21 protein-coding genes are annotated in these 24,438 nt (G+C 67.6%); 9 read left to right on the top strand and 12 right to left on the bottom strand.

Going from position 1 to position 24,438, the window contains the following annotated elements; translation table 11 throughout:
• Positions 1–82: 82 nt before the first annotated feature.
• Both GOPIP_RS29325 and GOPIP_RS02260 read right to left on the bottom strand, forming a co-directional pair.
• Positions 83–1,402: a WXG100-like domain-containing protein gene (locus GOPIP_RS29325; protein WP_006367893.1), complete on the bottom strand. Its 1,320-nt coding sequence runs from the start codon at positions 1,400–1,402 to the stop codon at positions 83–85.
• Positions 1,403–1,426: 24 nt separating this feature from the next.
• On the bottom strand, positions 1,427–1,705 hold the full coding sequence (locus GOPIP_RS02260) for a hypothetical protein (protein WP_006367892.1): 279 nt from the start codon (positions 1,703–1,705) through the stop codon (positions 1,427–1,429).
• Between the two features lie 108 nt (positions 1,706–1,813).
• On the opposite strand from GOPIP_RS02260, the gene GOPIP_RS02255 reads away from it, so the two are divergent.
• The 5 genes from GOPIP_RS02255 to GOPIP_RS02235 all read left to right on the top strand — a co-directional run bounded on the left by GOPIP_RS02255 (position 1,814) and on the right by GOPIP_RS02235 (position 7,896).
• Positions 1,814–2,233, top strand: a complete 420-nt coding sequence (locus GOPIP_RS02255; RefSeq protein WP_006367891.1) for a YbaB/EbfC family nucleoid-associated protein — start codon at positions 1,814–1,816, stop codon at positions 2,231–2,233.
• 90 nt (positions 2,234–2,323) lie between these two features.
• The gene (locus GOPIP_RS02250) at positions 2,324–3,982 is read left to right on the top strand and encodes an NCS1 family nucleobase:cation symporter-1 (RefSeq protein ID WP_006367890.1); all 1,659 of its coding nucleotides are present in this window, start codon (positions 2,324–2,326) and stop codon (positions 3,980–3,982) included.
• A 46-nt stretch (positions 3,983–4,028) separates the two neighbouring features.
• Positions 4,029–4,760, top strand: coding sequence for an aspartate/glutamate racemase family protein (locus GOPIP_RS02245; protein ID WP_006367889.1), 732 nt, complete (start codon positions 4,029–4,031; stop codon positions 4,758–4,760).
• Between the two features lie 111 nt (positions 4,761–4,871).
• Entirely contained in the window at positions 4,872–5,423 is a 552-nt protein-coding gene (locus GOPIP_RS02240; RefSeq protein ID WP_006367888.1) for a sigma-70 family RNA polymerase sigma factor, read from the top strand.
• A gap of 169 nt (positions 5,424–5,592) precedes the next feature.
• Positions 5,593–7,896: a heavy metal translocating P-type ATPase gene (locus tag GOPIP_RS02235; protein ID WP_006367887.1), complete on the top strand. Its 2,304-nt coding sequence runs from the start codon at positions 5,593–5,595 to the stop codon at positions 7,894–7,896.
• Positions 7,897–8,036: 140 nt separating this feature from the next.
• Here the strand turns inward: GOPIP_RS02235 and GOPIP_RS29840 are convergent, their stop codons facing one another.
• Positions 8,037–8,456: a zf-HC2 domain-containing protein gene (locus GOPIP_RS29840; protein WP_006367886.1), complete on the bottom strand. Its 420-nt coding sequence runs from the start codon at positions 8,454–8,456 to the stop codon at positions 8,037–8,039.
• Positions 8,457–8,609: 153 nt separating this feature from the next.
• Positions 8,610–10,727, bottom strand: a complete 2,118-nt coding sequence (locus tag GOPIP_RS02225; protein WP_006367885.1) for a cytochrome c oxidase assembly protein — start codon at positions 10,725–10,727, stop codon at positions 8,610–8,612.
• Positions 10,728–10,996: 269 nt separating this feature from the next.
• Between GOPIP_RS02225 and GOPIP_RS02220 the strand changes: the two genes are divergently transcribed.
• Positions 10,997–11,731 (top strand): DsbA family protein, encoded by a 735-nt coding sequence (locus tag GOPIP_RS02220; RefSeq protein WP_006367884.1) that lies wholly within the window; start codon positions 10,997–10,999, stop codon positions 11,729–11,731.
• Positions 11,732–11,758: 27 nt separating this feature from the next.
• Entirely contained in the window at positions 11,759–12,460 is a 702-nt protein-coding gene (locus tag GOPIP_RS02215; protein WP_006367883.1) for a vitamin K epoxide reductase family protein, read from the top strand.
• Between the two features lie 113 nt (positions 12,461–12,573).
• Here the strand turns inward: GOPIP_RS02215 and GOPIP_RS02210 are convergent, their stop codons facing one another.
• The 6 genes from GOPIP_RS02210 to mftE form a co-directional block, all read right to left on the bottom strand.
• Complete coding sequence (locus tag GOPIP_RS02210; protein WP_244421098.1) at positions 12,574–14,274, bottom strand: copper resistance CopC/CopD family protein; 1,701 nt, start codon at positions 14,272–14,274, stop codon at positions 12,574–12,576.
• Positions 14,271–14,969, bottom strand: a complete 699-nt coding sequence (locus GOPIP_RS02205; protein ID WP_035726910.1) for a YcnI family copper-binding membrane protein — start codon at positions 14,967–14,969, stop codon at positions 14,271–14,273. The genes GOPIP_RS02210 and GOPIP_RS02205 overlap by 4 nt, the downstream gene beginning before the upstream one ends.
• Before the next feature lie 55 nt (positions 14,970–15,024).
• Positions 15,025–15,603, bottom strand: a complete 579-nt coding sequence (locus GOPIP_RS02200; RefSeq protein WP_006367880.1) for a DUF5134 domain-containing protein — start codon at positions 15,601–15,603, stop codon at positions 15,025–15,027.
• Positions 15,604–15,767: 164 nt separating this feature from the next.
• Positions 15,768–17,168 (bottom strand): mycofactocin system GMC family oxidoreductase MftG, encoded by a 1,401-nt coding sequence (gene mftG, locus GOPIP_RS02195; RefSeq protein ID WP_244421097.1) that lies wholly within the window; start codon positions 17,166–17,168, stop codon positions 15,768–15,770.
• A gap of 28 nt (positions 17,169–17,196) precedes the next feature.
• Positions 17,197–18,609 (bottom strand): mycofactocin biosynthesis glycosyltransferase MftF, encoded by a 1,413-nt coding sequence (gene mftF / locus GOPIP_RS02190; RefSeq protein ID WP_035726925.1) that lies wholly within the window; start codon positions 18,607–18,609, stop codon positions 17,197–17,199.
• Between the two features lie 26 nt (positions 18,610–18,635).
• Positions 18,636–19,349, bottom strand: a complete 714-nt coding sequence (gene mftE / locus GOPIP_RS02185; protein ID WP_035726909.1) for a mycofactocin biosynthesis peptidyl-dipeptidase MftE — start codon at positions 19,347–19,349, stop codon at positions 18,636–18,638.
• 192 nt (positions 19,350–19,541) lie between these two features.
• Between mftE and GOPIP_RS02180 the strand changes: the two genes are divergently transcribed.
• Both GOPIP_RS02180 and GOPIP_RS02175 read left to right on the top strand, forming a co-directional pair.
• Positions 19,542–20,654 (top strand): CaiB/BaiF CoA transferase family protein, encoded by a 1,113-nt coding sequence (locus GOPIP_RS02180; RefSeq protein WP_006367876.1) that lies wholly within the window; start codon positions 19,542–19,544, stop codon positions 20,652–20,654.
• A gap of 232 nt (positions 20,655–20,886) precedes the next feature.
• Positions 20,887–21,702, top strand: a complete 816-nt coding sequence (locus GOPIP_RS02175) for a mycofactocin-coupled SDR family oxidoreductase (protein ID WP_020170415.1) — start codon at positions 20,887–20,889, stop codon at positions 21,700–21,702.
• A 118-nt stretch (positions 21,703–21,820) separates the two neighbouring features.
• Here GOPIP_RS02175 and mftD read toward each other — a convergent pair whose 3' ends face one another.
• The gene (gene mftD, locus GOPIP_RS02170; RefSeq protein WP_006367874.1) at positions 21,821–23,023 is read right to left on the bottom strand and encodes a pre-mycofactocin synthase MftD; all 1,203 of its coding nucleotides are present in this window, start codon (positions 23,021–23,023) and stop codon (positions 21,821–21,823) included.
• A gap of 95 nt (positions 23,024–23,118) precedes the next feature.
• Positions 23,119–24,396 carry a mycofactocin radical SAM maturase gene (gene mftC / locus GOPIP_RS02165; protein ID WP_006367873.1) on the bottom strand — a complete coding sequence of 426 codons (1,278 nt, stop codon included), beginning with the start codon at positions 24,394–24,396 and terminating at the stop codon, positions 23,119–23,121.
• Between the last annotated feature and the right edge of the window lie 42 nt (positions 24,397–24,438).

The raw sequence follows: 24,438 nt of genomic DNA, 5'->3' as shown, positions 1-24,438 counted from the left end.
ACGGGCGTGACCGGAGAATCGGCGATGCGGGCCACCGGGGTGCCCGCGCCCCCGCCCGACCGGGCGCCGTCCGCGCCCGACGTCAACGAAGCACTCGGACGCGGCGAAGCATCCGTTCTCGATGCCACCCCCGCCGACCGGGCGTCACCCGCCGTCGCCGTACCACTTCCGGATGCCGACGACGCCGTCGACGCCACTGCCGGGCCCGCCGCCGATGCACCGGACGTGGCGCCCCGATCACCCGCGCCGGCATCGGATAACGGGTGAGGGGCGGACTCCATGGCGCGCCCGCCCGAATCGGTTCCCCCGTTGACTCCTGCACACCGGGAGCAGTGCTGTCACCGGCCTCGTGATTCTCTGGACCAGTCGCCGTCGTACCCGACTCCGGGTGTGCCCCAGCGGTGTCGCCTGCGGTGTCCACCGAAGCCCCGCCCCGGTGGAGTTCAGCCATCAGATCGGGCGACAACTCGCCTTCTGCGAGACCTGAATTCGGCTGCTCACCGACGGTGTCGGGCGTGTTGGCATGAAGTGATCGGCCGAGCGCGTCGACACCACCGAAGACCATCCCGGCCTGTACCGCCGACCCGAGGTCGACATGTCCGGTCGTGATCTCCTGCGCCCCAACCATTCCGGCGGTGTTGGCCACCACACCCTGCGCATAGTTGCGGATCACCCCATCGACGTTCGGGGCGATCCGTCCCAGACCTGCCCCCACACCGCCGGCGAGCACACCGGTGATCGCCGCGGATTCGGCGTCGGCACCCACACGGCCCCAATCGATCCCGTGCCGTGTGCCCTGCAGGTTCTGGATTCCCTGGACGGCCAGATCCATGCCGGACGAGATCGCTGTGTTCAGGGCCGCGCCGACCACCATGTTGAACGCCATGTCGGCGATCACGCGCGCCACCTGCTCACTGACGATGCGCCCGAGCGTCTCGAGCACCAGTCGCGTGATCACCGCGCGCGTGGCGGTGATGGCCACCGCCACCTCGGCCGGCGCCGACCAGTTGAGCCATGCGGTTGCCATCAACGTGACGATCGTGGCCGCCAGCACGATCAGGTTCGCGATGTACATCTCCTTGGTGAACTGGACCTCGGTGCCCATGTTCTCCAAGCCGTCGGCCAACGACCGCACCTGCGAGACCAGCGTCTGGATCGACGCGTCCCCCGAGGTGAGCGACGAGTATTCGGTCTCCATCGCCTCACGTGTACGACCTTCGATGTTGTCGAGCGCCGTCGAGATCGCCGTGCGCGTCGACGAGAGCGACTCCGACTCCAGGCCGTCGGCCACCTCACGGAACTGCTGCGCGAGCCGGCGCAGCGCGTCCTCGTCACCGTCGGGGAACTTCTCGCCCATCTTGTCGCCGAGCCACGTCAGCCAGCCCGGCAACCCGATGGTCACCGCCGCGCCCCACGGCGCGCGCGATCACCCACCAAAACCCTGATCAGCCCGCGTGACCGACTCGGCGACCCGCGTCACCGCCTCGCCCTCGTTGTTCAGCTTGGTCGCCATGTTCGACAGGTTGGTCAGTACTTGATGCAGGTCGGGTACGAACTTCGACGAGAAGGCACTGCCCAGTTTGTCCTCACCCCAGGGGGCGCCGCCCTCGTCGAGCTTGGCGGACTGTTCGGACACACTGCTCGCGGCCTCGGCGAACCGATCGGCGGCGCCGGCGAACTCCGGCCGCATCCAGAAATCGGACATTCTTCCCCCACAGTCGAATTCACGTCTCACAACTGGTTATCGAAGCTAACACACCGACGTGGCGGCGGCAGGTCGCCCGGTTCGGGCGCACCGGGCACAATGGCGGCCATGGGTTCGCCTCTCGACTTCGAATCGATCATCGACGAGATCGCCGGCAGCGTGCATCGATTCCGCAACGAGACCGCCGCGATCACCGAGCGCCTGCGCGCGCTCACCGCCGACGCGTGGTCGTCCGACGAGCACGTCCGTATCTGGGTCAATGCCCGCGGCGTGGTCATCGACACCCACATCGACCTCGACGATCTGCACACCGTCACCCCAGACGAGCTGGCCGCCTCGGTCACCGAGGCCACACAGAAAGCCGCACGCGCGGTCGCGGCGAAGGCCACGGCGCTGCAGAATCAGCTCTGGGAGCACGCCACCAAGGACGGTCCCCGAATCGAGGGTCTCGAACAATTCCGCGGCATCGAACCCGAGGTGTCGCTGGCGCCACCGAATGCCGAGGAGCGCCGCCGCCGAACCACCTGACGGCCGGGGAGAATATATCCGTCGAGTAATCGTCGGGTAACAATGCGTTCGTAGGTTGTTCCTCAACCATTCGTGTGAGGAGCCAATCCCATGTCCGCAACCACCGACTCCGCTGCGGCGCAGACGCATCACAGCGCCGCGGGCGACAGTGTCATCAAGCCCGGCTATGACCCATCTCTGACCAACGAGGACCTCGCTCCGCTCAAAGAGCAGAAGTGGACCTGGTACAACATCTTCGCGTTCTGGATGTCCGATGTGCACAGCGTCGGCGGATACGTGTTCGCGGGTAGCCTCTTCGCGCTCGGCATCGCCGCCTGGCAGGTCCTCGTGGCACTGCTCGTCGGCATCGTGGCGGTCAATCTGCTGTGCAATCTCGTCGCCAAGCCCTCGCAGAAAGCAGGCGTGCCCTATCCGGTGACGACGCGAATCTGCTTCGGCGTCAAGGGCGCCAACATCCCGGCGATCATCCGCGGTGTCATCGCGGTGGTCTGGTACGGCATCCAGACCTATCTCGCCTCAGTCGCCTTCGGCCTGCTGGCGTTGAAGTTCTGGCCGTCCCTGGAGCAGTACGGCGACACCGGAACACACTCGTTCCTGGGTCTGTCGCCGTTGGGCTGGGCCGGCTTCGTCCTGATGTGGGTGCTGCAGGCGATCGTCTTCTGGAACGGCATGGACACCATCCGCAAGTTCATCGACTTCTGTGGTCCCGCAGTGTATGTCGTCATGATCGCGCTGGCGGCGTACCTCATCGTCAAGGCCGGATGGAGCAATGTCCACTTCGATCTGTCGGAAGGGTCGGGAACCACCGGCTGGGCGTCGGTGACGGCGATGATCAGTGCGTTCGCCCTTGTGGTGTCGTACTTCTCGGGCCCGATGCTCAACTTCGGCGATTTCTCCCGCTACGGCAAGACCTTCGGTGAGGTCAAGAAGGGCAACTTCTGGGGTCTGCCGGTCAACTTCTTGTTCTTCTCCCTCCTCGTGGTCTGCACGGTCTCGGCCGGCGCCACCGTGATCGGCCGGGACAGCGACGGCAAGATCGTCACCGACCCGGTCCACATCGTCGACCAGATCGACAACACCACCGCCGCCGTGTTGGGCGTGCTGACCTTCGCCATCGCCACCATCGGCATCAACATCGTCGCGAACTTCGTCTCCCCCGCCTTCGACTTCTCCAACGTCGCACCGACCAAGATCACCTGGCGGATGGGCGGAATGATCGCCGCGGTCGGTTCGGTGCTCATCACCCCGTGGAATCTGTTCAACAACGCCAGCGCGATCCACTACACGATGGATACGCTCGGCGCGGTGATCGGACCGCTGTTCGGCATCCTGATCGCCGACTTCTATCTCGTCAGAAAGCAACAGATCGTGGTCGACGACCTGTTCACCCGCAAGCCCGAAGGCGCCTACTTCTACCGCAACGGCTGGAATCCGGTGGCGGTGATCTCGGTGATCCTCGCCTCGATCCTGCCGATCTCCTTCGTCATCTGGGGCACCGCCTACGAGGCCAGCTTCACCTGGTTCATGGGCGCGGGCGCCGGGCTGGTCATCTACTACCTCGGAATGCGGTTGGCGCCCAACGAATTCGTGTACGGGCGCGCGGCGGCTCCGGGCGGCGTCACCGCGCACTCGACCAGTGACATCTCGGTGGCAGCCGACGGCACGATGAGTCTCGACGACCAGCCGACCACCGTCTCGGTCGGCGACGGCGAGGACGACGGGGGCACCGCGTCGGTGACGACAGCATGACGACGCCGGTGGCAGCGGGACCGATCGACATGGTGAACTCGCTGCCATGAGGCTCGTCGTCATCAATCCCAACACCACCGCAGAGATGACCGCGGTGATCTCGGCCGCCGCCCGCTCCGTCGCACGGGCCGACGCCGAGATCGTCGCGGTCACCTCCGCAACCGGCCCCGAATCCATCGAAAGTCATTACGACGAGGCGCTCGCGGTGCCCGGCGTCCTCGATGCGATCGCCGCCCACCCCGACGCCGACGGTTACCTGCTGGCCTGCTTCGGCGACCCGGGACTCGATGCGGCCCGCGAGGTCGCCGTCGCACCGGTACTCGGAATCGCCGAGGCCGCAGTACATCTCGCGGCCCCGCTCGGCCGCGGGTTCTCCATCGTCACCACCTTGTCGCGCACCATTGGCAGGGCACGAGACCTGGTCTCGCACTACGGTTTCAGCGATCGCTGTCTCGGTATCCACGCATGCGAGATCCCGGTGCTCGACCTCGAATCCAACCCCGACACCGAGGCCATCCTCGCCAAGGCCTGCGCGCAGGCACTCGCCGACGACGGCTCCGACGCCCTCGTCCTGGGCTGTGCCGGCATGGCCGATCTGGCGGCGCGGATGTCCTCGCAGATCGGTGCGCCCGTCGTCGACGGGGTCGCCGCGGGGGTCGGCATGCTCTCGGCGATGGCGGCGATGGGGCTGCGGACCGGTACCGCGTCCGGAGAATTCGCCTCGCCACCACCCAAGCGCTACACCGGGGTGCTGCACCACTGGGGTGTTCCGGGGTGAGACATCCCGCAGCGGGCATGCCGGGCGGCGGCCACCGGTGGGCGGCGCACCGATGACCGGTGCACGGGTGGGACGCCGGACACGGTTCGCCGACCCGATAGGGTGTGCGCCATGGATGTCTGCCCCGACGACGAGTTGACGCGTGCCGCGTTGCGCGCGGCAACCGGCGACCGGGCGGCGCTGACGGCATTCATCCGCGCCACGCAGAAGGACGTCTGGCGGTTCATCGCGCACCTCGGGCACGCGAGCACCGCCGACGACCTCACCCAGGAGACCTATCTGCGGGCGATGAAGAGCATCTCCCGCTTCCGGGCCGAGGCCAGCGCCAAGACGTGGCTGTTGTCGATCGCGCGACGGGTCTGCGCCGACGAGGTCCGGCACGACCGGTCGCGCCCGCGGGTCAGTCCAGGCGTCGACTGGGTCTCGGCCGCCGAGGCCCGCACCTCCCGTCCCCGCTGGGAGGACATGGTGGAGGTGAACCTCCTCCTCGAGGATCTGCCCGCCGAACGTCGTGAAGCGCTCGTCCTCACCCAGATCCTCGGCCTGTCCTATCAAGAAGCCGCCGAGGTCACCGGCACCCCGATCGGCACCATCCGCTCCCGCGTCGCCCGGGCTCGCGAATACCTGATCGCCGCGTCGACACCGCACCGTCGATCGGTCTGAGTCCTGACGGCGCACCCTCACCTCGCCATGTGACGCAGACCACTCGACTCGTCGGGAACCAGACGGCGTACGTCACCGACCTATCCTGAGGACGAGTGTGCGTGAGGCTCCGACGGTCCCGAGAGGGCGAGGTGACCCGGGACGCCGGAGGCGAGAGATCGAGGATGATGTGACCACCCTGCACGACGTGAATCCCCACCACGATGCGAACTCCGGTGCCGCTGCGAACCCCGGTGCCACTGGGGCCGACGACCCGGCGATCGACCAGCGGCGTCAGCTCGACGTCACCGGCATGACCTGCGGGGCATGCGCGGCTCGCGTGGAGCGCAAACTCAACAAGGTCGACGGCGTGAAGGCGTCGGTCAACTACGCGACGCGGGTGGCGACCATCGAGGCGCCGGCACAGGTGAGCACCGAGGACCTCTGCGCCGTCGTCGACAAGGCCGGCTACGGCGCGACCCCCCGCCCGCAGGTGCCCACCACGATTCCCGACACCGACGCCGCCGACGCGAAACGCCTGTTCCGGCGACTGGCCGTCGCGGTGGTGCTGTTCGTGCCGCTCGCCGACCTGTCCATCGTGTTCGCAGTGGTGCCCTCGACGCGGTTCACCGGCTGGCAGTGGCTGCTCATCGCGATGGCCGCACCGATCGTCACCTGGTGTGCCTGGCCCTTCTACCGGATCGCGGCGAAGAATCTGCGCACCGGGGCGGCGACCATGGAAACGCTGGTCACCCTCGGCGTGCTGGCCGCGACCGGCTGGTCGTTGTACTCCATGTTCACCACCGACCCCAACGCCACCACCCACGGTGTGTGGGATGCCATCTGGAGCAGCGACTCGATCTACCTCGAGGTCGCCACCGGTGTGACCGTCCTCGTCCTGGCCGGCCGGTACTTCGAGGCGCGCGCCCGCTCACGAGCCGGTGGCGCACTGCGGGCGCTCGCGGCGATCGGCGCGAAGGACGTCGCGGTACTCCTGTCCGACGGCCGCGAGATGCGCATCCCCGCCGAAGAACTCTCCGAAGAGCAACGCTTCGTCGTGCGGCCCGGCGAGACCGTCGGCACCGACGGCCTGGTGATCGAGGGCAGCGCGGCCATCGACATGAGCGCGATGACCGGCGAATCCCGGCCGGTCGAGGTCACCCCCGGCGAGGCCGTCATCGGCGGCACCACCGTCCTCAACGGTCGGCTCATCGTCGAGGCCGCCGCAGTGGGCGCCGACACCGCCTTCGCCGGGATGATGCGGCTGGTCGAGGAGGCCCAGTCCGGCAAGGCCCGGGCCCAACGCCTCGCCGACCGGATCGCCGGGGTGTTCGTCCCAATCGTCGTGGCCCTGTCCCTGGTGACCCTGGCCGTCTGGCTCGGTCTCGGTCAGCCCGCCGACCGCGCGGTGTCGGCGGCCCTGGCCGTGCTGATCATCGCCTGCCCGTGCGCACTGGGATTGGCCACACCGATCGCGGTGATGGTGGCCACCGGACGCGGTGCGCAGCTCGGCATCTTCCTCAAAGGCCACCAGACCCTCGACACCTCACGTCTGATCGACACCGTCGTCTTCGACAAGACCGGCACCGTCACCGAGGGCACACTGTCGGTCGAATCGATCCATCCTGCACCGGGATTCGACGCCGAGGAGGTCCTCGCACGAGCCGCGGCGGTCGAGGCGGCCTCCGAACACGCCGTCGGCGCCGCGATCGCCGCCGCGGTGACCGAAGAACACCGCGCCGAGGTCACCGACTTCACCACCGAACCCGGACGTGGCGTCAGCGGCATCGTCGACGGCCACCGGATCCGCGTCGGCTCGCCCCGATGGGCCTCGCATGCGCTGGTGGTGCCCGCCGAGCTGGCCCGCGCCCGACGCGACGCCGAAGCACAGGGCAAGACCGTGGTCTACGTCGTCGTCGACGATGTGCCCGCCGCGGCCATCGCTGTCGGCGACACCATCAAGACGTCGGCGGCCACCGCGATCGCCGCGCTCAAGGCCGCCGGCCTGCGCACGATCCTGCTGACCGGTGACAACGAGGGCGCCGCCCGTGCCGTCGCCGAGGCGGTGGGCGTCGACGACGTCATCGCCGAGGTACTGCCCGATGAGAAGGTCGAGACCCTGCGCGCGCTGCAGGACGAGGGGCATTCGGTCGCGATGGTCGGCGACGGCATCAACGACGGCCCGGCACTCGCGACCGCCGACCTCGGGCTCGCGATCGGCCGCGGCACCGACGTCGCCATCGGCGCCGCCGACGTCATCCTGGTCCGTGACGACCTCCGGGCCGTACCGGCCGCGCTCAGCCTCGCCGGGGCCACCCAACGCACCATCCGCACCAACCTGGTGTGGGCGTTCGGCTACAACGTCGCCGCGATCCCCATCGCGGCGCTCGGCGTCCTCAACCCGCTGATCGCCGGTGCCGCGATGGCGCTGTCGTCGCTGTTCGTCGTCACCAACAGCCTGCGGCTGCAACACTTCGGCGAATCCCGACGCTGAGCGGCTTCAGCTCCCACGGACGCTGACGGGCGGGCACCCGCTGTTCTTCCGTCAGCGTTTCGTTCTTCCCCGGGAAATTTCCCGCGGAAGAACGGATTTCTTCGGGAAGAACACGGCGCGCCGATGGGGACCAGCCCACGTCACCGCCGGGCGCGCACCGTCAACCCGACGGTCACCAGCATCGCGGCGACGAACAAGCAGATCGTCACCACCGACCCATGGGTCACCACCATCGACACGGCCAGCGCACCGGACGCGAAGGCCGCACCACCGGCCATCAACCACCATGTGCGCGAAGAACTCTCGCTCCCCCGCGCCGGCGGCGCAGCGGTGTCTGCGCGCGCCGCGATCATCATCTCGACGAGATCGGGGCCCTCGTCACCACGCACCACCCGCAGCGGCTCACCGATCTCGGGAATCGTGAAACGCTGCAACGCCTGATACCACTGCGCGCAGTCGGCGCATCCGGCCACGTGTTCGTCCACACGCGCCGACGGAACGGTCTCCCGTTCTCCGTCGACACGCGCCGACAGCGCCTCCCGCGCGACCTCGCACCGCATGAATCCATTGTCCCGTCACGGTCAAGTCAGGCTCCGGCCCGGCACACTCACCGGCTCCGCCTCAGCCACATCACCGGCTCCGCCTCAGCGACGTCACCGGCTCCGCCTCAGCCACATCACCGGCTCCGCCTCAGCGACATCACCGGCTCCGCCTCAGCGACGTGTCCGGGCCAGCTCCTCGAGCATCTTGTTGTAATCGTCGAGCTCGGAGTCCTCGTAGGTTTCGGCATGCCGATCGGCCCGGCGTGCCTCCCGTCGATCCGACTTGGCCCACTGCGTCACGATCGCGATGACGACGAGCACCACCGGGACCTCGCTGGCGCCCCACGCGATCGCCCCGCCGAGCCACTGGTCGTGCAGCAGATCGGTGACCCAGGGCAGACCGAGCTGACTGTAGAACTCGCCACCGGTCACCGACGACATCGTCATCAGCGCGATACCGAAGAACGCGTGAAAAGGCATGACCGCGAACAGCAATCCGATGCGCGCCAGGTACGGGATGCGCCGGGGTCCGGGGTCGATACCGATGATCACCCAGTAGAAGAGGTAGCCGACGATGATGAAGTGGATCGTCAGCAGCACGTGACCCCAGTGGTAGCGGACAAACGTGCCGAAGATGGCGGTGAAGTACACCACGTACAGCGACAACACGAACAACAGCAACGCGACCGCCGGATTCGACAGCACCCTGGTCACCTTGGAGTGCAGCACCCAGAGCAGCCATTCGCGCGGCCCGGGTGGGCGCGAACCGGCCGTCGGCAGAGCGCGCAGGGCCAGGGTCGCCGGCGCACCGAGCACCAGCAGCACCGGCGCGAACATGTTGAGCGCCATGTGTTCTGCCATGTGCACGCTGAACATCGCCGAACCGTAGGCACGCACCCCCGACCCGGTCACGACGACGAGGACCAGACAGCCCAGCATCCACGAGAGGGTGCGACCCCACGGCCACTCGTCACCCCGGCGACGCAGCCGCAACACCCCGATCCCGTACAGCACGGCCGCGGCAATGGCCGCGGTGCCGACGAGGAAGTCGAATCGCCAGAAGGTGGCCAGCCGCCACGCGGTCGGCGGTCCCGGCAACTCGTAGCCGAGGAACACATCCCACGCGGTGAACGGGTGCGCGAGCAGTCCGGGCGCCACCCGGGTGTCCATGATCGCCCAGCACACGTACACCGCCGCCATCACCGCGACGGCCGCCATCTCGATCCGCCACAGCCGTGTCGCGCCCGGCGCCGACCGCAGCGCGACGACGCTCGACGCGGTGGCCGCGATCAACCCCACCACCATCACCACCGAGGTCACCCCGAAGGTCGTGGTGAACAGGTAGCGCACCGGCACCAGGAACGCGATCAGGATCACCCCGGAGATCAGCGCCAGCACATCGGCGACGCCGACGATCCAGGTGTGCCGGCGTTCGAGGATCACGCGGTCGGCCTCGGGCGTCACGGTCGGGGCGGCCACGTACGCGACGCGGTATCCGATGGAGACGGCCATGGCCAGCACCAGGACGATCACCAGGCTGGTGCCGTAATCGTGGTTGGGTCCCTGCGCACCGTTGCCGGCCATCGGCAACGCGGCGACGGCGATTCCGGTGGGGATCAGCAGAACCGCGTGCGCAATCCAGGACAGGAAGAATCGGACGGCGATCGCAACGACGGTGGCGAAGATCGCGACCACCAGCCAGGCCACCGCCTCCTCGCTGATGCCGATCGCCTCGAACAGGGTTCCCGACGACACGAGCTTGCCGAGCGGGAGACCGTACCCGTCGGATGCGGCGACGCCGACCATCAGCCAGGCCACCACCGCCCACACCGGCGTTGCGCGCGAGACGAAAAGGTGCGCGCGATAGACGGTGGCGTCGATGATGCCGTCGGAATCCGGTCGCGACCCGGCGACCACGAACGCCAATGCTCCCAAACACAGCGCGGCAAGGGTGGCGCCGACGAAGTATCCGGCCACATCGAGTACCGCGGTGGTCAGACCCGGGTACGGGTCGCCGCGCTCGATGTGGCGGGTCGGACCCGACACCAGCGCGTAGAGGACCACGACCAGCAATCCGGCGGCGAGTACCGCGCCCACCCAGCGCACCGCGGCGACGTTCGATCGTCGTGCCGTCCCCACAGACACAGCACCGGCGGCCGCCGGATTGTCGGTGGGAACAGCGGTCCCGCCGGGCGGGGTTCCGACAGGCGCCGTGTCGACGGTCGCGGCAGCGTCGGTCGAGGTCGGCGGCACGCCGGGATCGGCGTGGGCATCGTCAGGGGCGGTCACAACAAGGTCTCCTAGCAACGCCGCTGCGAGACGGCATCGTCGTCAGTCTACGACGCGGCGTAGGCGAACCGACCACGCCGCCGAGGCCCGCATCGGCGTCACGTGACGAGAACCACCCGGGACCAACGTCCCACCGGCCCCTACCGCTCAGATGCTCCTCAGATTCCTGCCAGTACCCTGAACACCGGCATGGCGGTCCTCCGGTCCTGCGCAGACCGACCGGAGCCCGACACCGACGCCGGAGAACCCGTGGACCAGGGAGACAAAAAGTGGCAGACAAACGCCGGAAGCCGATCGTCGATCCGCGAGCCGCCGAACGGCGCCGTTCGCTCTTCATGAAGATCGGGGCGGGTGTTGCGATCGTCGTCATCGCCGTCATCGTCGCCGTCGCGGTGATCCTCACCAACAAGTCCTCCACGGGTGACGCGACCGCGCCGTCGGTCGCGACCAACAGCTCGTTCCGCGTCACCGCCGCACCCAAGGGCACCACCCCGCCGGTGACCGTGCAGATCTACGAGGACTTCCAGTGCCCGGTCTGCAAGCAGTTCGAGCAGGTCTACAGCGACGCGCTGACGCAGGTGCGCAGCAATCCCAAGGTCGCCATCGATTATCAGCCGGTGGCCATCCTGGACCGTATGTCGAGTACCAATTACTCCACCCGCGCGGCCAATGCGTCGGCGTGTGTGGCCGAGGCGACCAAGGGCGCCGACAACTTCGCCATCTGGCTCAAGTTCCACAACATCCTGTACGCGAATCAGCCCGAGGAGAACGGGTCCGGTCTGACCGACGATCAGCTCGCTGATTTCGCCAACCAGGCGGGCGCACCCAACGTCAAGGAGTGCATCTCCGACGGCCAGTTCAAGAACTGGGTCGGTCAGGAGACCACGGCCTCCCAGGTCCAAGGAACACCGACGGTGAAGATCAACGGTCAGGATTTCAACATCCAGCTGGGGCCCGATGCCTTCCTCGCCCAGATCAATCAGGCCGCCGGCACCGCACAGTAAATCCACCCCGAGACGAAGCGACCAGCAATGAGCAGCACCACCTCTCCTTCCGGCACCACCCCGGACCCTGAGGCACCGGCGGTCGAACCGCCCGACGACGAGCTGATCGCCGCCGACGTGATCACCGACGACGTGATCACCGATGACCGGCCGTGGTGGCTTCAGCGCCCCGACGTGTCCACCGCGACCGGCATCGTGATCCTGATTCTCGGTGTCCTCGGATTCATCTCGGCGGCGACGCTGACGATCGAGCGCATCGAACTGCTCATCAACCCGGAGTACGTGCCGAGTTGCAGCATCAATCCGGTGCTGTCCTGTGGCTCGGTGATGGTGACCGAGCAGGCTCGTGTCTTCGGGTTTCCCAATCCGCTGATCGGTATCGCCGCCTTCTCGGTGATCATCGTGACCGGCGTGCTCACCATCGCCCGCGTCTGGCTGCCGCGGTGGTATTGGGCGGGTCAAACACTCGGGCTCGCCCTGGGTTTCGTCTTCGTCAACTGGCTCGCCTTCCAGAGCATCTACCGGATCAACGCGTTGTGCCCTTACTGCATGGTGGTGTGGACGCTGACGCCGATCCTGCTGATCCTCAGCGCCGGAAGACTTTTCGGTGACTCACCACGCGCCCGCGACCTTCGCGGCTGGCTGTGGGTCCTGTTGCCGCTGTGGTACGCGATCATCATCGTCGCGATCGGTGTGCACTTCTGGGATTACTGGTCGACGCTGATCTGACTTCCCACTTCCCCCGTGCTCGGCGAGGTCGGGTTCCACTGCCGGAACGCGCACCCCCGCGCGGTGACCTCACCATGCGGGGCCCATCGCAAGGGCACCAACAGACCGGGCGATCACCAGACCGCAAACCCGACGGTGGTGACCTGCGCGTCGGAATCGCTGAACTGCACGGTCAGCGTCAACGTCCACGCACCGGCGACGGGAACCGACGCCGCAACGCTGCGCCAGCGAGCCGCCCCGGGCGAGCCGGTGTCCGTTGTGTCCGATTGGGCCGGAACGAATCTCAGCGCCAACGACGGAATCCCCGCCGACTCCGAGGACAACGTGGCGCGCAGCGACCGGGCCGGGATCGGCGTCCCGTGACCGTCGTCGAGGGCCACGTCCACCACGGTGGGGCCGCGGCGCGTGGTCGACACCGACACCTGCGCCGCGCCGTCGTCGAGAGGGGCCGCCACCTGCATCGGCGGACCGTAGGTCGTGCGCGCGGGCGGTTCGGTGACCAAGACGGAGGTGACGACGAGGACGGCTATGCCGCATGCCATCTCGATCGGCACCGAACGTCGAAGACGGCTGAGGCCGAGACGACGACGCGCATATGCCGCCAGGCCGAGCATCGCCAGTACGAGAGCCGACTTGACGAGCAGCACGACACCGTAGGTGGTGTCCCACAGCGCTTGCACCGGCCAGATCTGCCGCCACGCCTGGAATTCCCCGGAGAGCACCAGGACGACCACCATGGTGAACGCCCACCTCGACCAGCGGTGCAACACGGCAGGTGTCAGCAGCTCAGGTGCCGACGGTTCAGGTGCCGGCGGTTCGGATGCCACTGATTTGGATTTCACTGTGGCCGGAAAGCGGGAGCGGTTGCCGGACAACAGGATCAGCACCATCGAGAGCAGTCCGCCGAGCCAGAGCGTCATCGCCACCACGTGCAGGATGGTGACCGGCACGGCCAGCCATGCCAGATCCCCCACCGACGCATGGCCGTCGGCGGCGATGGTGACGGCGATACCCAGCCCGCAGGCCCCGATCAGCGCTGCGCCCCACGCATGTGAGACTCGCCGGCGCGCGGCCGCGAACAGCACCGGTCCGAGCACCACGACCAGGGCCGCTCTGATGAGCACCACCCTCGTATCGCCACCGTCGAGACCGGAGGAGAGCGCCGAGCCCGAGAATGCCCGGCTCACACCGACATCTGCCTTTTCGGCGGCCCGGACGAGAACCGTGCCCGCACAGGCCAGCACCGCCAGAACCCAACTCGGCGCCACCGTCCATCGGAATCGTTTGAGCGCCAACGTTCTCGGATACAGCATCAGCGACACCACCGCGAGACCCACGCTGCCCACCAGGCCCGCGTAGAGCAGCGCCTGCGATGCGCGATCGAGTGCCGTGACCGAGGCGGCGACCGGCGGTGCCGCCGGGGCGGGCGCCCCGGGGTCGGCCCGCACGCCGAACACGATGGACCCGGTGACCACATGGGTGTCGGCGGAGATGACTCGCCAGGTGGCCGAATAACTTCCGGCAGGCAGATCGGGGCGCACCGGGATGACCAGGGCGTTGCCGGCCGAGATCAGATGTGGTGAGCCGGTGTCGACGCGATCGCCCTGTGCCGAGATGACACGCGCGGGATCGGCTCCCACACTGATGTTCTCGTCGAAGGTCAACACCACCTGTGACGGCGAGATGGCGACTCGCGAGTCGTCGGCGGGCACGCTGGAGACCAGGGTGGCATGTGCGCCGGCCAGGCCGGGAGTGGCCATCACCAACGCACACACCACCCCGGTGAACACCAGGAGCGCTCTGCGCCACCTCAATTCGATGAACGCCCCTTGCGAATCAGCGCGAGGTTGGCCACCCCGACCAGCAGGGCGATGATCGCGATGACCAATCCGGCTATGCCCGGCCATGACGGTGACGAAGTCGAGTCATTCGACATCGACTGATCGCTCGTGTGTCCACCGGATGCGGCGGCGAGGGAGAGCACGGGCGCCGGATGCTCGGGCTCGGCCTGACCGGAGACCGTTTTCTCGTTCCAGTTCACGACGGTGCCGTCACTGTAGGTCTGCTGGGCGGGCAACGAGAGCGTCGCCTTGTCGGGTAGCGGTCCCGCCGACACGCTGAACGTGTCGAAGCTCCCCGGCGCGATGGCGGCCTGCGGGGTCTGCGCCTTCCAGATCACCTGGGAGACATACTGGGTGATCTCGTTGCCGTCGTCGTCCTTCTGCGGCGTGGGCAGGCTCTTCTTGACCACCTGCACCGTCCATCCCGGCTTGGGTTGCGTCGACACCGAGATGATCGGGGTGTCGTCCGGGAAGGTCACCGCCAGTTCGGTGGTCGACGCGGTGTCGGATTCGGTGGGCACCCGGAAGGTCAAGACGCCGTATCCGCCCTCGGTGGCGTCGATTCCCGACACCTTCACGTGCGCCGACGCAGTCCCGGAGAGTCCGATCATCAGCGCCACCGCAGTTCCCGCCACGGCGAGCACCAACGCCGCTCGTCTTCTCACCATCGATATCCTCGTTCTCTCGTAGTTTCACTATTCCGGTGGCGAATGCACCGGGGTCTCACATCAGGACGGCGAATGCCACGCCCATCCCGGTTGCCATCAGCACCTCACCCCACGGGCGCGCGGGTCCACGGATCAACGCGTAAAACCACCACAGTGCGGCGGCGAAATAGGCTGCCGCACAAAGCGCGGCGAGCACCGCGACGCCGGTCGGCTGCGCCCAGCCCGCGGTACCCGGCACGCCCATACCGCTCATCGAGCCCATACCGGGCATCGAACCCTGGGCCGAGTTCGCCTCCGCCGAGCCGGAACTCACCGTCGCCGGCACCGACATCAGCACCGACATCACCACCATCGACGCCATCATGGCCGCGTCATAGGACCCCACCAGCAGGTGACGTCGCGTCGCATCGGCGTCGACGACCACGCGATTGGCAAAGAACAGGGCGCCACCGCTGAACACGAGTACCGACACGATCGGTGCCGCCTGCGCGCTCCACGGCCAGACCATGGCGATCATCGCGACGGCCATCAGGACGTGCAGAATTCCGGCAAATCGGGTCAGTGGGGTCGGCGAGTGCCACGCACGCATGAGGTAGATCACCGCGCACAGCGTGAACACGCCGGTGATCGCCACGGTAGCGGCCAGTTCGCCACCCGCCTCTCGTCCGTCAGATGTAGTCGAGCCGCAAGAGTGGTCGGATGCCGGTGCACAAAGGTTCCCGGGATCGACGAAGTTCTTTCCCGGAATGTGTTCGGGTGCGCAGAGTGTGTTCGGGGCGCAGGGCGTGGTCGGTGCGGTCAGTACCCCGCCGCGAGCGCCGCACCGATCCGGCGCGCGGTCATCATGATCGTGGCGTGCGGTCCGCTGCGGCCCGGACTCGGCAGGATCGAGCCGTCCACCACCCGTAGGCCCCGGACGCCGACCACCCCACCCAGCCAGTCGGTGCGGACGCCCATCGGCAGGCTGCCGAAGGCGTGCTGCGAACTGCGGATCACCGGATCGACCGAGATCGAATCGGGTACCACCACGTCGTCGAACTCGGCGGACGCCAACATGTCCACCACGTCCGACGCCGTGGCCCACAACGGGGCCACCACCGACTCGTCGAGGTCGTCGAACCGTACGCGTACCGAGCCTCCCGACGCCGACGTGAGCCGCGCCGGGCCCGCCTGGAGCATCCCGCAGACCCCCACGGCCTGCGAGCCGCCGGCCGACCCGGTCACATACCGCTCGAAATCATCGGAGTAGCAACGGATCTCGATACCATCGTCGGTGTGCACCACGGTCGGCAGTAGCGGCCGCAGGTCGTCGGGCGAACGCCTACGGTATCCGACGAGCACCTCACGGTGTTCGCCGGCGACGAGTACGCCGGAGGGCCCGATCACCTCCGGGATCGAGCGCAGCAGGATTCCTGCGGTACCGAGTGTTCCGGCGCACAGGATCACCTCGTCGCAGGCGATGTCGGTGCCCCCCGACCCCGTGTCCCCCGAACCCGTGACCCGCAGGCCTGTTGCCCGGCGTCCCGCCATCAGGATCTCATGTACCCGAATGCCGGTTCTCACAAAGAGATTCGGACGTGCGAGAGCCGGGCGGAGAAATGCCTCCGCGGAGGTCGTGCGCAGTCGGTGGGCGCTGTTGCCCAGCACTGCGTTGTTGTCCAGCAGTTCGTTGTTGCCCAGCACTCGGTTGAGACCGATGATGGGCCACCGGTCGGTGACGTCGCGGACCGGTACGCGCGTCGACCAGAATCGCTCGAAGGCGCGGGCGGCCGGCCCGAGATCGTCCTCGCCGAACGGGTGCACCGACATCGGGCCGTCGGTCTCGTCGAGTTCGCGGTAGGCCCTTTCGACGTCGTCGACGCCCCAGCCGGTGGGCCACCCGGCGAAATCGTCGCGATGCCACCGCAAGAAGTATCCACCGTTGATCGCCGAGGACCCGCCGAGCCCGCGCCCGCGGACCACGGTCTGGCCGGGCGGCGCGTCGTGGACGGTCACGAACCCCGACGACGCGCTGATCGGCAGTGTTCGGAGATCGCGAACCGCGGCGTCGGGCCAGCCGCTCCCCTGCTCGAGCAGGAGTACCGATCGGGTGCCGTCGCGGCTCAATGTGTCGGCCAGCACCGACCCGGCGCTGCCGGCGCCGACGATGACGACGTCTGCGCGTCGGGGAAGCTCACCCGCCACCGACGTCTCGTCCACCGGCGTCCCCATCACCTTGGTTCGGCGGTCAGCGCGTGACGACGGGCCGAAGCGCGCCGAGATCGCGTTGACGCACAACACCTTCCCACAGTCCCGCGCCGTAGGCGAGGTCGTCGAGACGACGGCAGATCAGATAGGCGACGGGGCCGATCGCGGGCCCGCGCGTGGTGTCGGCAAGGACGGCGCGCACCCATTCGATGAGGCCCTCGGCGATGGCCACCTCGATGACGAGTATCCGAAATCGCTTGGAGATCAACGCCAACAGGACTGCGACCGGCCAATAATGTCGACAGATCGCACCGGCCGCCTGCAATAGCCCGTATCCGGCCGCGCGGCCGGTCATCTGCGCGGCGGCCACCGGCGCGTCCGGCAGGTCGCCGAGTCGCGCCCGCAATCGATGGGCCACGCGGGCCAGCACGAGAAAAGCGAGAACGAGTCCGAACTTGGTTCGTGACAACAAGGCCGCCACCGCCAGCGCCATCGACGCCGTCATCACCATCGGCGCAGCGAGCGTGCCGTGCCGTTGAGCCAGGAAAGCCGCCCCGGTGCCGTAGTAGCGGCGACGGGACAACACCTGCCGCAGGTTGGTGCGGTGGTCGTGGGCCACCCGGGCCACCGGGTCGTAGCGCATCCGCCAGCCCGCCTCGTGCAGTCGCCAGCACAGGTCGACGTCCTCGGCCACCCGGAGATTCTCGTCGAATCCGCAAAAAGCACTGCGCCGCACGATCATTGCCGCACTGGGCACATATGGTACGGGCGTACCGGGGACAACGGCGGCCTCGGTGGGCCCCATGTCGAGTGAGGAGTGACCGTTCTCGTAGCGTTCGGCCATCGACTGGCGTTCACCGCGTCGGGCCGACAAGCCGACGATCCGGGGAGCGGCCAGCGCCACCAACGGATCGGAAAAGTGCGCCAGCAGCATCACCAGCCAGTCCGGCTCGGGAACGACGTCGGAGTCGAGGAAGGCCACGAAGTCCGTCGTGGCAGCCGCGGCGCCGGCGTTGCGGGCTGCGGCCGGGCCGCGGTTGGACTCGAATCGGATGACCTGCACCAGCGGCCCCTGCGCGACGAGGGGCACGGCCGAGCCGTCGTCGACCACGATGACCCGGGTACCGGCCACCGCGTCGAGGAGGCGGTCGACACCGGATTGGTTGTCGCGCACCGGGATCACCACGGTGACGTCGTCGGGCTTGGGCCCCGACATGGGCCGCGGATGAGCAATGCCCGTCTCGAGCAGCGTCCGCGAGAGCGTGCGCGTCGCGGTGTTGCACACCTCGATGCGTCCGTCGGCGGAGGTGAGACCGAGCGCGGTGTCGCTGAGCCGGAGCATGCGCGTCGGCGACCCACCGACGAGGTAGCGCAGGTCGCCGCGCCGCGCGCACCGCAGATCGATCTGGATCTGGAAGCCGTCCGGCAATCCGGAATCGCTCGGGGCAGGCATCTTCTGCGCGACCCATTCGGTCGTCGTCACCGCAGTCTCCCCCCGTCGTCGACGGCCCACTCGCCGAGCGCCCGCGTCAGATCGTCGACGACACGCGTGAGGAGCTGCGCACCGTGCTCGGCGGTCGCCGTTCGCGGGTCGCCCAGTATCCCGTTCTCGCTGACCGCGGCGACACCGCCGGTACGCATCGGCCCCATCAGCACGCCGATCGGCTCACGGTTACCCGCCTCGATCCGGTCGGTCAGCACCAGCTCCGGCGAAAGATGAAGCAGCACTGAGGTTTCGGTGTGCCCGGCGTGAGCGTCGGCATCGGCGAACACGCATGGATACCAGGCCACCTCGCGCGCCTCATAGCGCAGTCTGGCGACCGCCGCGGCCAGCGTGGGCACGTTGCCGCCATGACCGTTGACGAAGACGATCCGCCGCGCCCAGCGACAGGCACTGCGTCCGAATTCGACGAGGAGGTCGGTCAGCGCCTGCTGTCCCAGCGAGATCGTCCCGGCGAAACCCTCGTGCTCACCGCTGGCTCCGTAGGCGATCTCCGGGGCGACCGTGACCGGCGCGTCGGCGGGCAACTCCGAGCAGGCGGCGGTGGCCACCGCAACGGCGATGCGCGTGTCGGTGTCGAGCGGAAGATGCGGACCGTGCTGTTCGACGGAACCGATCGGAACGAGAAGGGTCAGTTCGGCGGGCGTCACCTGCGGCCATGCGTATTGCCCCAGCCTCGCCGTTCGCACCATTCGGCCAAGTCTAATGTGCGCGGCGCCTCGGGGTAACCGGTCGTCACCAATTACAGGACCAAGATCCCCTGTTCGGACCCGCTTGGACGAGCGCTCGATCGGTTGTGGAATCCTGGACCGCAGTATGTGTCGCAGAACACGGTCGGCACCAGTCGGCACAACAAGGTCGACGCCATTCGAGGGAGGACGTCCATGACATCAGATTCGACACCCACCAGCGGTAAGAACGGACCGCTGAATCGATTGCGCGTGATCGAGTTCGCGGGTATCGGCCCGGGCCCGCACGCAGCGATGATGCTCGCCGACCTCGGCGCCGATGTCATCCGGGTGCAGCGTCCCGGCACACTTCCGGCCGAGGGCCGAAATGCCGACGCGCTGCTGCGCGGGCGTCGCGTCGTCGAGGCCAATCTCAAGGACCCGGCCGACCGCGACACCATCCTCGGGTTGATCGCGAAGGCCGACGTGATTCTCGAGGGATTCCGCCCCGGCGTGATGGAACGACTCGGCTTCGGGCCCGATGATCTCGCCGAGGTCAACCCCGGCCTGGTTTACGGCCGCATGACCGGCTGGGGCCAGGACGGTCCGCGCGCAGAACTCGCCGGCCACGACATCAACTACATCTCGCTGACCGGCCTGTTGCACGCGATCGGCCGTCGCGGTGAGCGTCCGGTACCCCCGCTCAACCTCGCCGGCGACTTCGGTGGCGGCTCGATGTTCCTCGTCATGGGCGTCCTCTCGGCACTCTTCGAGCGCCAGTTCTCCGGTCGCGGCCAGGTGGTCGACGCCGCCATGGTCGACGGGGCTTCGGTTCTGGGACAGATGATGTGGGCCTTCCGCGGTACCGGCCTGTGGTCGGACGAGCGCGGGGTGAACATGCTCGACACCGGCGCTCCGTACTACGAGGTGTACGAGACCTCCGACGGCAAGTACATGGCCGTCGGCGCGATCGAGCCGCAGTTCTACGCCGAACTCCTCAAGGGACTCGGACTCGCCGATGCCGATCTGCCGGACCAGAACGACGTCGCGAAATGGCCGGAGCTCAAGAAGATCTTCACCGAGACCTTCGCCTCGCGCACCCGCGACGAGTGGGCCAAGGTCTTCGACGGCACCGACGCCTGCACCTCACCGGTACTGAGCTTCGCCGAGGCTCCCACCGACCCGCACATGTCGGCCCGCGCCAACCTCCTCGAGATCGACGGCGTCATGCAGGCACAAGTGGCACCACGCTTCTCGCGCACCTCGCCGGAGACGCCGAGCGGGCCGGCCCGCCAGGCCACCGATCCATCCACCGTCTGGACCGACTGAACGGATCGCACCTCCTCCGTCCGACCGCGGGGCGCCGACGACGTCGTCGGCGCCCCGCGTCGTCGCGACAGCGCCCTCCGCATCGCTCACAGCGCTCTCCAGTTCGCCGACAGCGCCTTCGGTTGTGCCGACGGCGCTCTCCGACTCGCCGACGGCGCCCGTCTCAATGTCGACAGCGCTTTCTCCCGGTCGTCCAACCACGTCGAAATAGAACGTGTTACAGTTTTTCCTCATGGGACAGTTCGACGGCAAGGTCGTCTACATCACCGGCATCGCCCGTGGCCAGGGGCGTAATCACGCACTCCGCTTCGCCCGCGAGGGTGCGTCGATCATCGGACTCGACATCGCCGGCGAGGTCGCCGACCACATCACCTACCCGGCGTCGACGCCGGACGATCTTGCCGAGACGATTCGCCTCGTCGAAGAGGCCGGCGGCAAAATCCTTGCCCGTCAGGGGGATACGCGAGATCTGGCATTCCAGGAGGAGCTTGTCGCCGACGGCGTGCGGCAATTCGGCCGCCTCGATCACGTCATCGCCAACGCGGGCATCCTCTCATGGGGACTCACCTGGGAACTCTCCGAACACGAATTCACCGACGTCCTGGACGTCAACGTGGTCGGCACATGGAAGACGTTGCGCGCCACCATTCCCCCGCTTCTGGAGACCGACGCCGAGAACCGCTCGATCGTCATCATCTCCTCGGTCGCCGGGCTCAAGGCGATGCCCGTCCAGGCGGCGTACTCGGCGTCGAAGTACGCACTCACCGGACTGGCCCAGACGACCGCCAAAGAGCTGGCACCGCGCCGGGTCCGCGTCAACTCGATCCACCCCTACGCCGTCAACACACCGATGGGCATCGCCGACACCTCGGCGATGAAGATCTTCGAGATGGGCGAGTACACACGGTATTTCATCTCGATGATGGATCACTTCCCGGTCGCCTCGCTCGACGACATCTCCGACGCGGTGCTCTATCTGACCTCACCGCAGGCGCGCGCGGTCACCGGTTCGCAGTTCCAGATCGACATGGGAAACTCCAAGGTCTGAGCGCCGTCGGCGCGATGCAGGGCGCCGTCGGCGAACAACAGAGCGCCGCCGGCGGGAACCGGCGGCGCTCTGTCTTTCGTAGCCCTGTTTCTGCGGCGTTCTTCCGACTCGGATTCGCTCAGATGCTGCCGAAGGAGCGATCGAAGTCCTCACCGATGATCAGGTCATCGCGCGAGAGTTCGTGAACGCTCTTGTGGCCCAAGCCCATCACCACACCGTCGAGGCCCATGCGGAGCAGGTCGAGGACGTTCTCGACGCCCGCCTGACCGTTGGCCGCCAGGCCCCACAGGTAGGCGCGACCGATCATCACCGCGCGCGCCCCGAGTGCGAGTGCCTTGGCGACGTCGCTGCCGCGGCGGATGCCGCCGTCGAGCAGGACCTCGATCTGATCGCCGACCGCCTCGGCGATGCCCGGCAGGAGACGGATGGTGGCGGGGGTGCCGTCGAGGTTGTTGCCACCGTGGTTGGACACCGACAGCGCGGTCGCGCCGATGTCGACGGCTCGCTTCGCGTCGTCGAGGCGGGTGACGCCCTTGACCATGAACGGTCCGCCCCACTGTTCGCGCAGCCACTGCAAGTCGTCCCAGGTGGGCGGGGCGGTGCTCATCCACTCGCCGTAGGCACCGAAGAAGGTCGGTCCGGGCTGTCCCTTGCCCTTGGAGACGTTGGGCGCGGTCAGGTCGGGAATGATGATCTTGCCGTCGCGAATCCAGTCCATCGCGTAGCGCGGCTTGACCGCGATCTCCGGCGCCAAGCGCAGGAGAGCCTTGAAGTCGACCTTCTCCGGGATCTCCGGGCTGCCCCAGTCGCGACCGATGTTGAACACCCAGTCGGTCGTGACGATCAGACCCTTCGCACCGGCTTCCTTGGCGCGCATGGCACGCGCCAGGATCTCGTCGCGACTACCGAGCCAGTAGATCTGGAAGAAGATCTTGTCGTTGACCGCGGTGACCTCTTCGATCGGATGAGACGCGAAGCTGGACAGGCCCATTGCGGTACCGCGAGCTGCCGCGGCACGCGCCACCGCGACCTCGCCGTCGGGGTCGACGGCCTGTACGCCGGTGGGGCTGATCATCACCGGGAACGACAGGTCCTGGCCCATCACAGTGGTGGAGAGTTCGCGATCGGGCTGCGCGCCGATCACGTGCGGGGCGAACCCGATCTCGGAGTACGCGTCGACGTTGTCGCGCACCGTCACGCCGGCTTGGGTGCCGGCGATCAGCGAGGAGTACACCGATTTCGGCAGTCGCTTCTTGGCGCGGCGCTGCGCTTCGTGAACGGTTTCGAACCAGGGATTGCGGGCCCAGGGATTGGTGACCATTGTGTGTTCCTACCTATTTTCTTTACTTGTTCGTCGCAGCATCGAATCACCCGGGCGCCCGGCCCGGGTGCTCGACGATCCGCCACGCGGGGGTACTACAGGGCGAATCCCGCCAACGGGTTCTCATCACAGTTCTTCGACGGCGGGCCACCGATCGGGGTGATCTCCCCGTCGGGTTGCCGGGTCATCAGTGTCAACGGGGTACCGCGTGAATGGTCTTTGTTCGCAGTCGGTTTGGCGCGCTCACCAGCCAGCAGCTCCTCGCCGTATCCCTGCACGCACTCGGGGTCGGGTCCGGCCAGCGGCAGTCCGGTGAAGAACTTGGCCGCCATGCAGCCGCCGCGGCAGGCGTCGAAATGGGCACAGCGCGTGCAGGCTCCGGCGTTCTGTGGCTCACGGAGCTCGGTGAAGAGGTCCGATTTCTGCCAGATCTGTTGGAAGCCACCGTCGGTGGTGATGTTGCCTGCGAGGAAGTTCTCGTGGATCGCGAACGGGCAGGCGTAGACGTCACCGACCGGATCGATGAGGCACACCACGCGACCCGCGCCGCACAGATTCAGCCCGGGCAGGCCGGACCCACCGGTCCCGCCGAACGCCGACAGGTGGAAGAACGAGTCGCCGGTGAGGACGTTCTCGCCGTGGGCGACGAGCCAGTCGTAGAGTTCGCGCTGCTGTTCGGGCAGCGGGTGCAGGTCGTCCCAGACGTCGGCGCCGCGGCCCGACGGGCGCAGCCGGGTGATGCGCAGGGTGGCGTTGTAGCGGTCGGCGAGCGCCTTGAACTCGTCGAGCTGCGCCACGTTCTGCCGTGTCATCACCACCGAGATCTTCGCGTCGGCGAATCCCGCCTCGTGGAGGTTCTCCAGCGCGCGCACGGCCATGTCGAACGAGCCGGGGCCACGCACGGCGTCGTTGACCTCCGCGGTCGCACCGTCCAGCGAGATCTGCACATCGACGTAATCCGACGCGGCCAGCCGCGCGGCGACCTTCTTGTCGATGCGTAAACCGTTGGTGGAGAACTTGACTCCCACCTGGTGGCTGGTGGCGTAGTCGACGAGTTCCCAGAAGTCCGGGCGCACCGTCGGCTCCCCGCCACCGATGTTGACGTAGAAGACCTGCATGCGCTGCAGTTCGTCGATGATCGCCTTGCACTGTTCGGTCGACAGCTCACGCGGGTCGCGCTTACCCGAGGACGACAGGCAGTGCACACATGCCAGGTTGCAGGCGTAGGTCAGCTCCCACGTCAGGCAGATCGGGGCGTCGAGCCCTTTCTCGAACTGATCGACCAGACGCCCGACCTTGGGGGGCGCACTGGGCTGCAGCGTCGGCATGGCGGCGAGTTCGGTTGCGGTGGGCGGCAACTCGAGTGTGGTCATCTTCGGGTCTCCTTGGGCTCGAGGAGCGGTGGTGGACGGTGG

Source organism: Gordonia polyisoprenivorans NBRC 16320 = JCM 10675 (genome assembly GCF_000241325.1).
GTDB classification, from domain to species: domain Bacteria; phylum Actinomycetota; class Actinomycetes; order Mycobacteriales; family Mycobacteriaceae; genus Gordonia; species Gordonia polyisoprenivorans.
The sequence above is the reverse complement of the archived record's forward strand: the minus strand, read 5'-3'. Positions and strand labels throughout refer to the sequence as shown.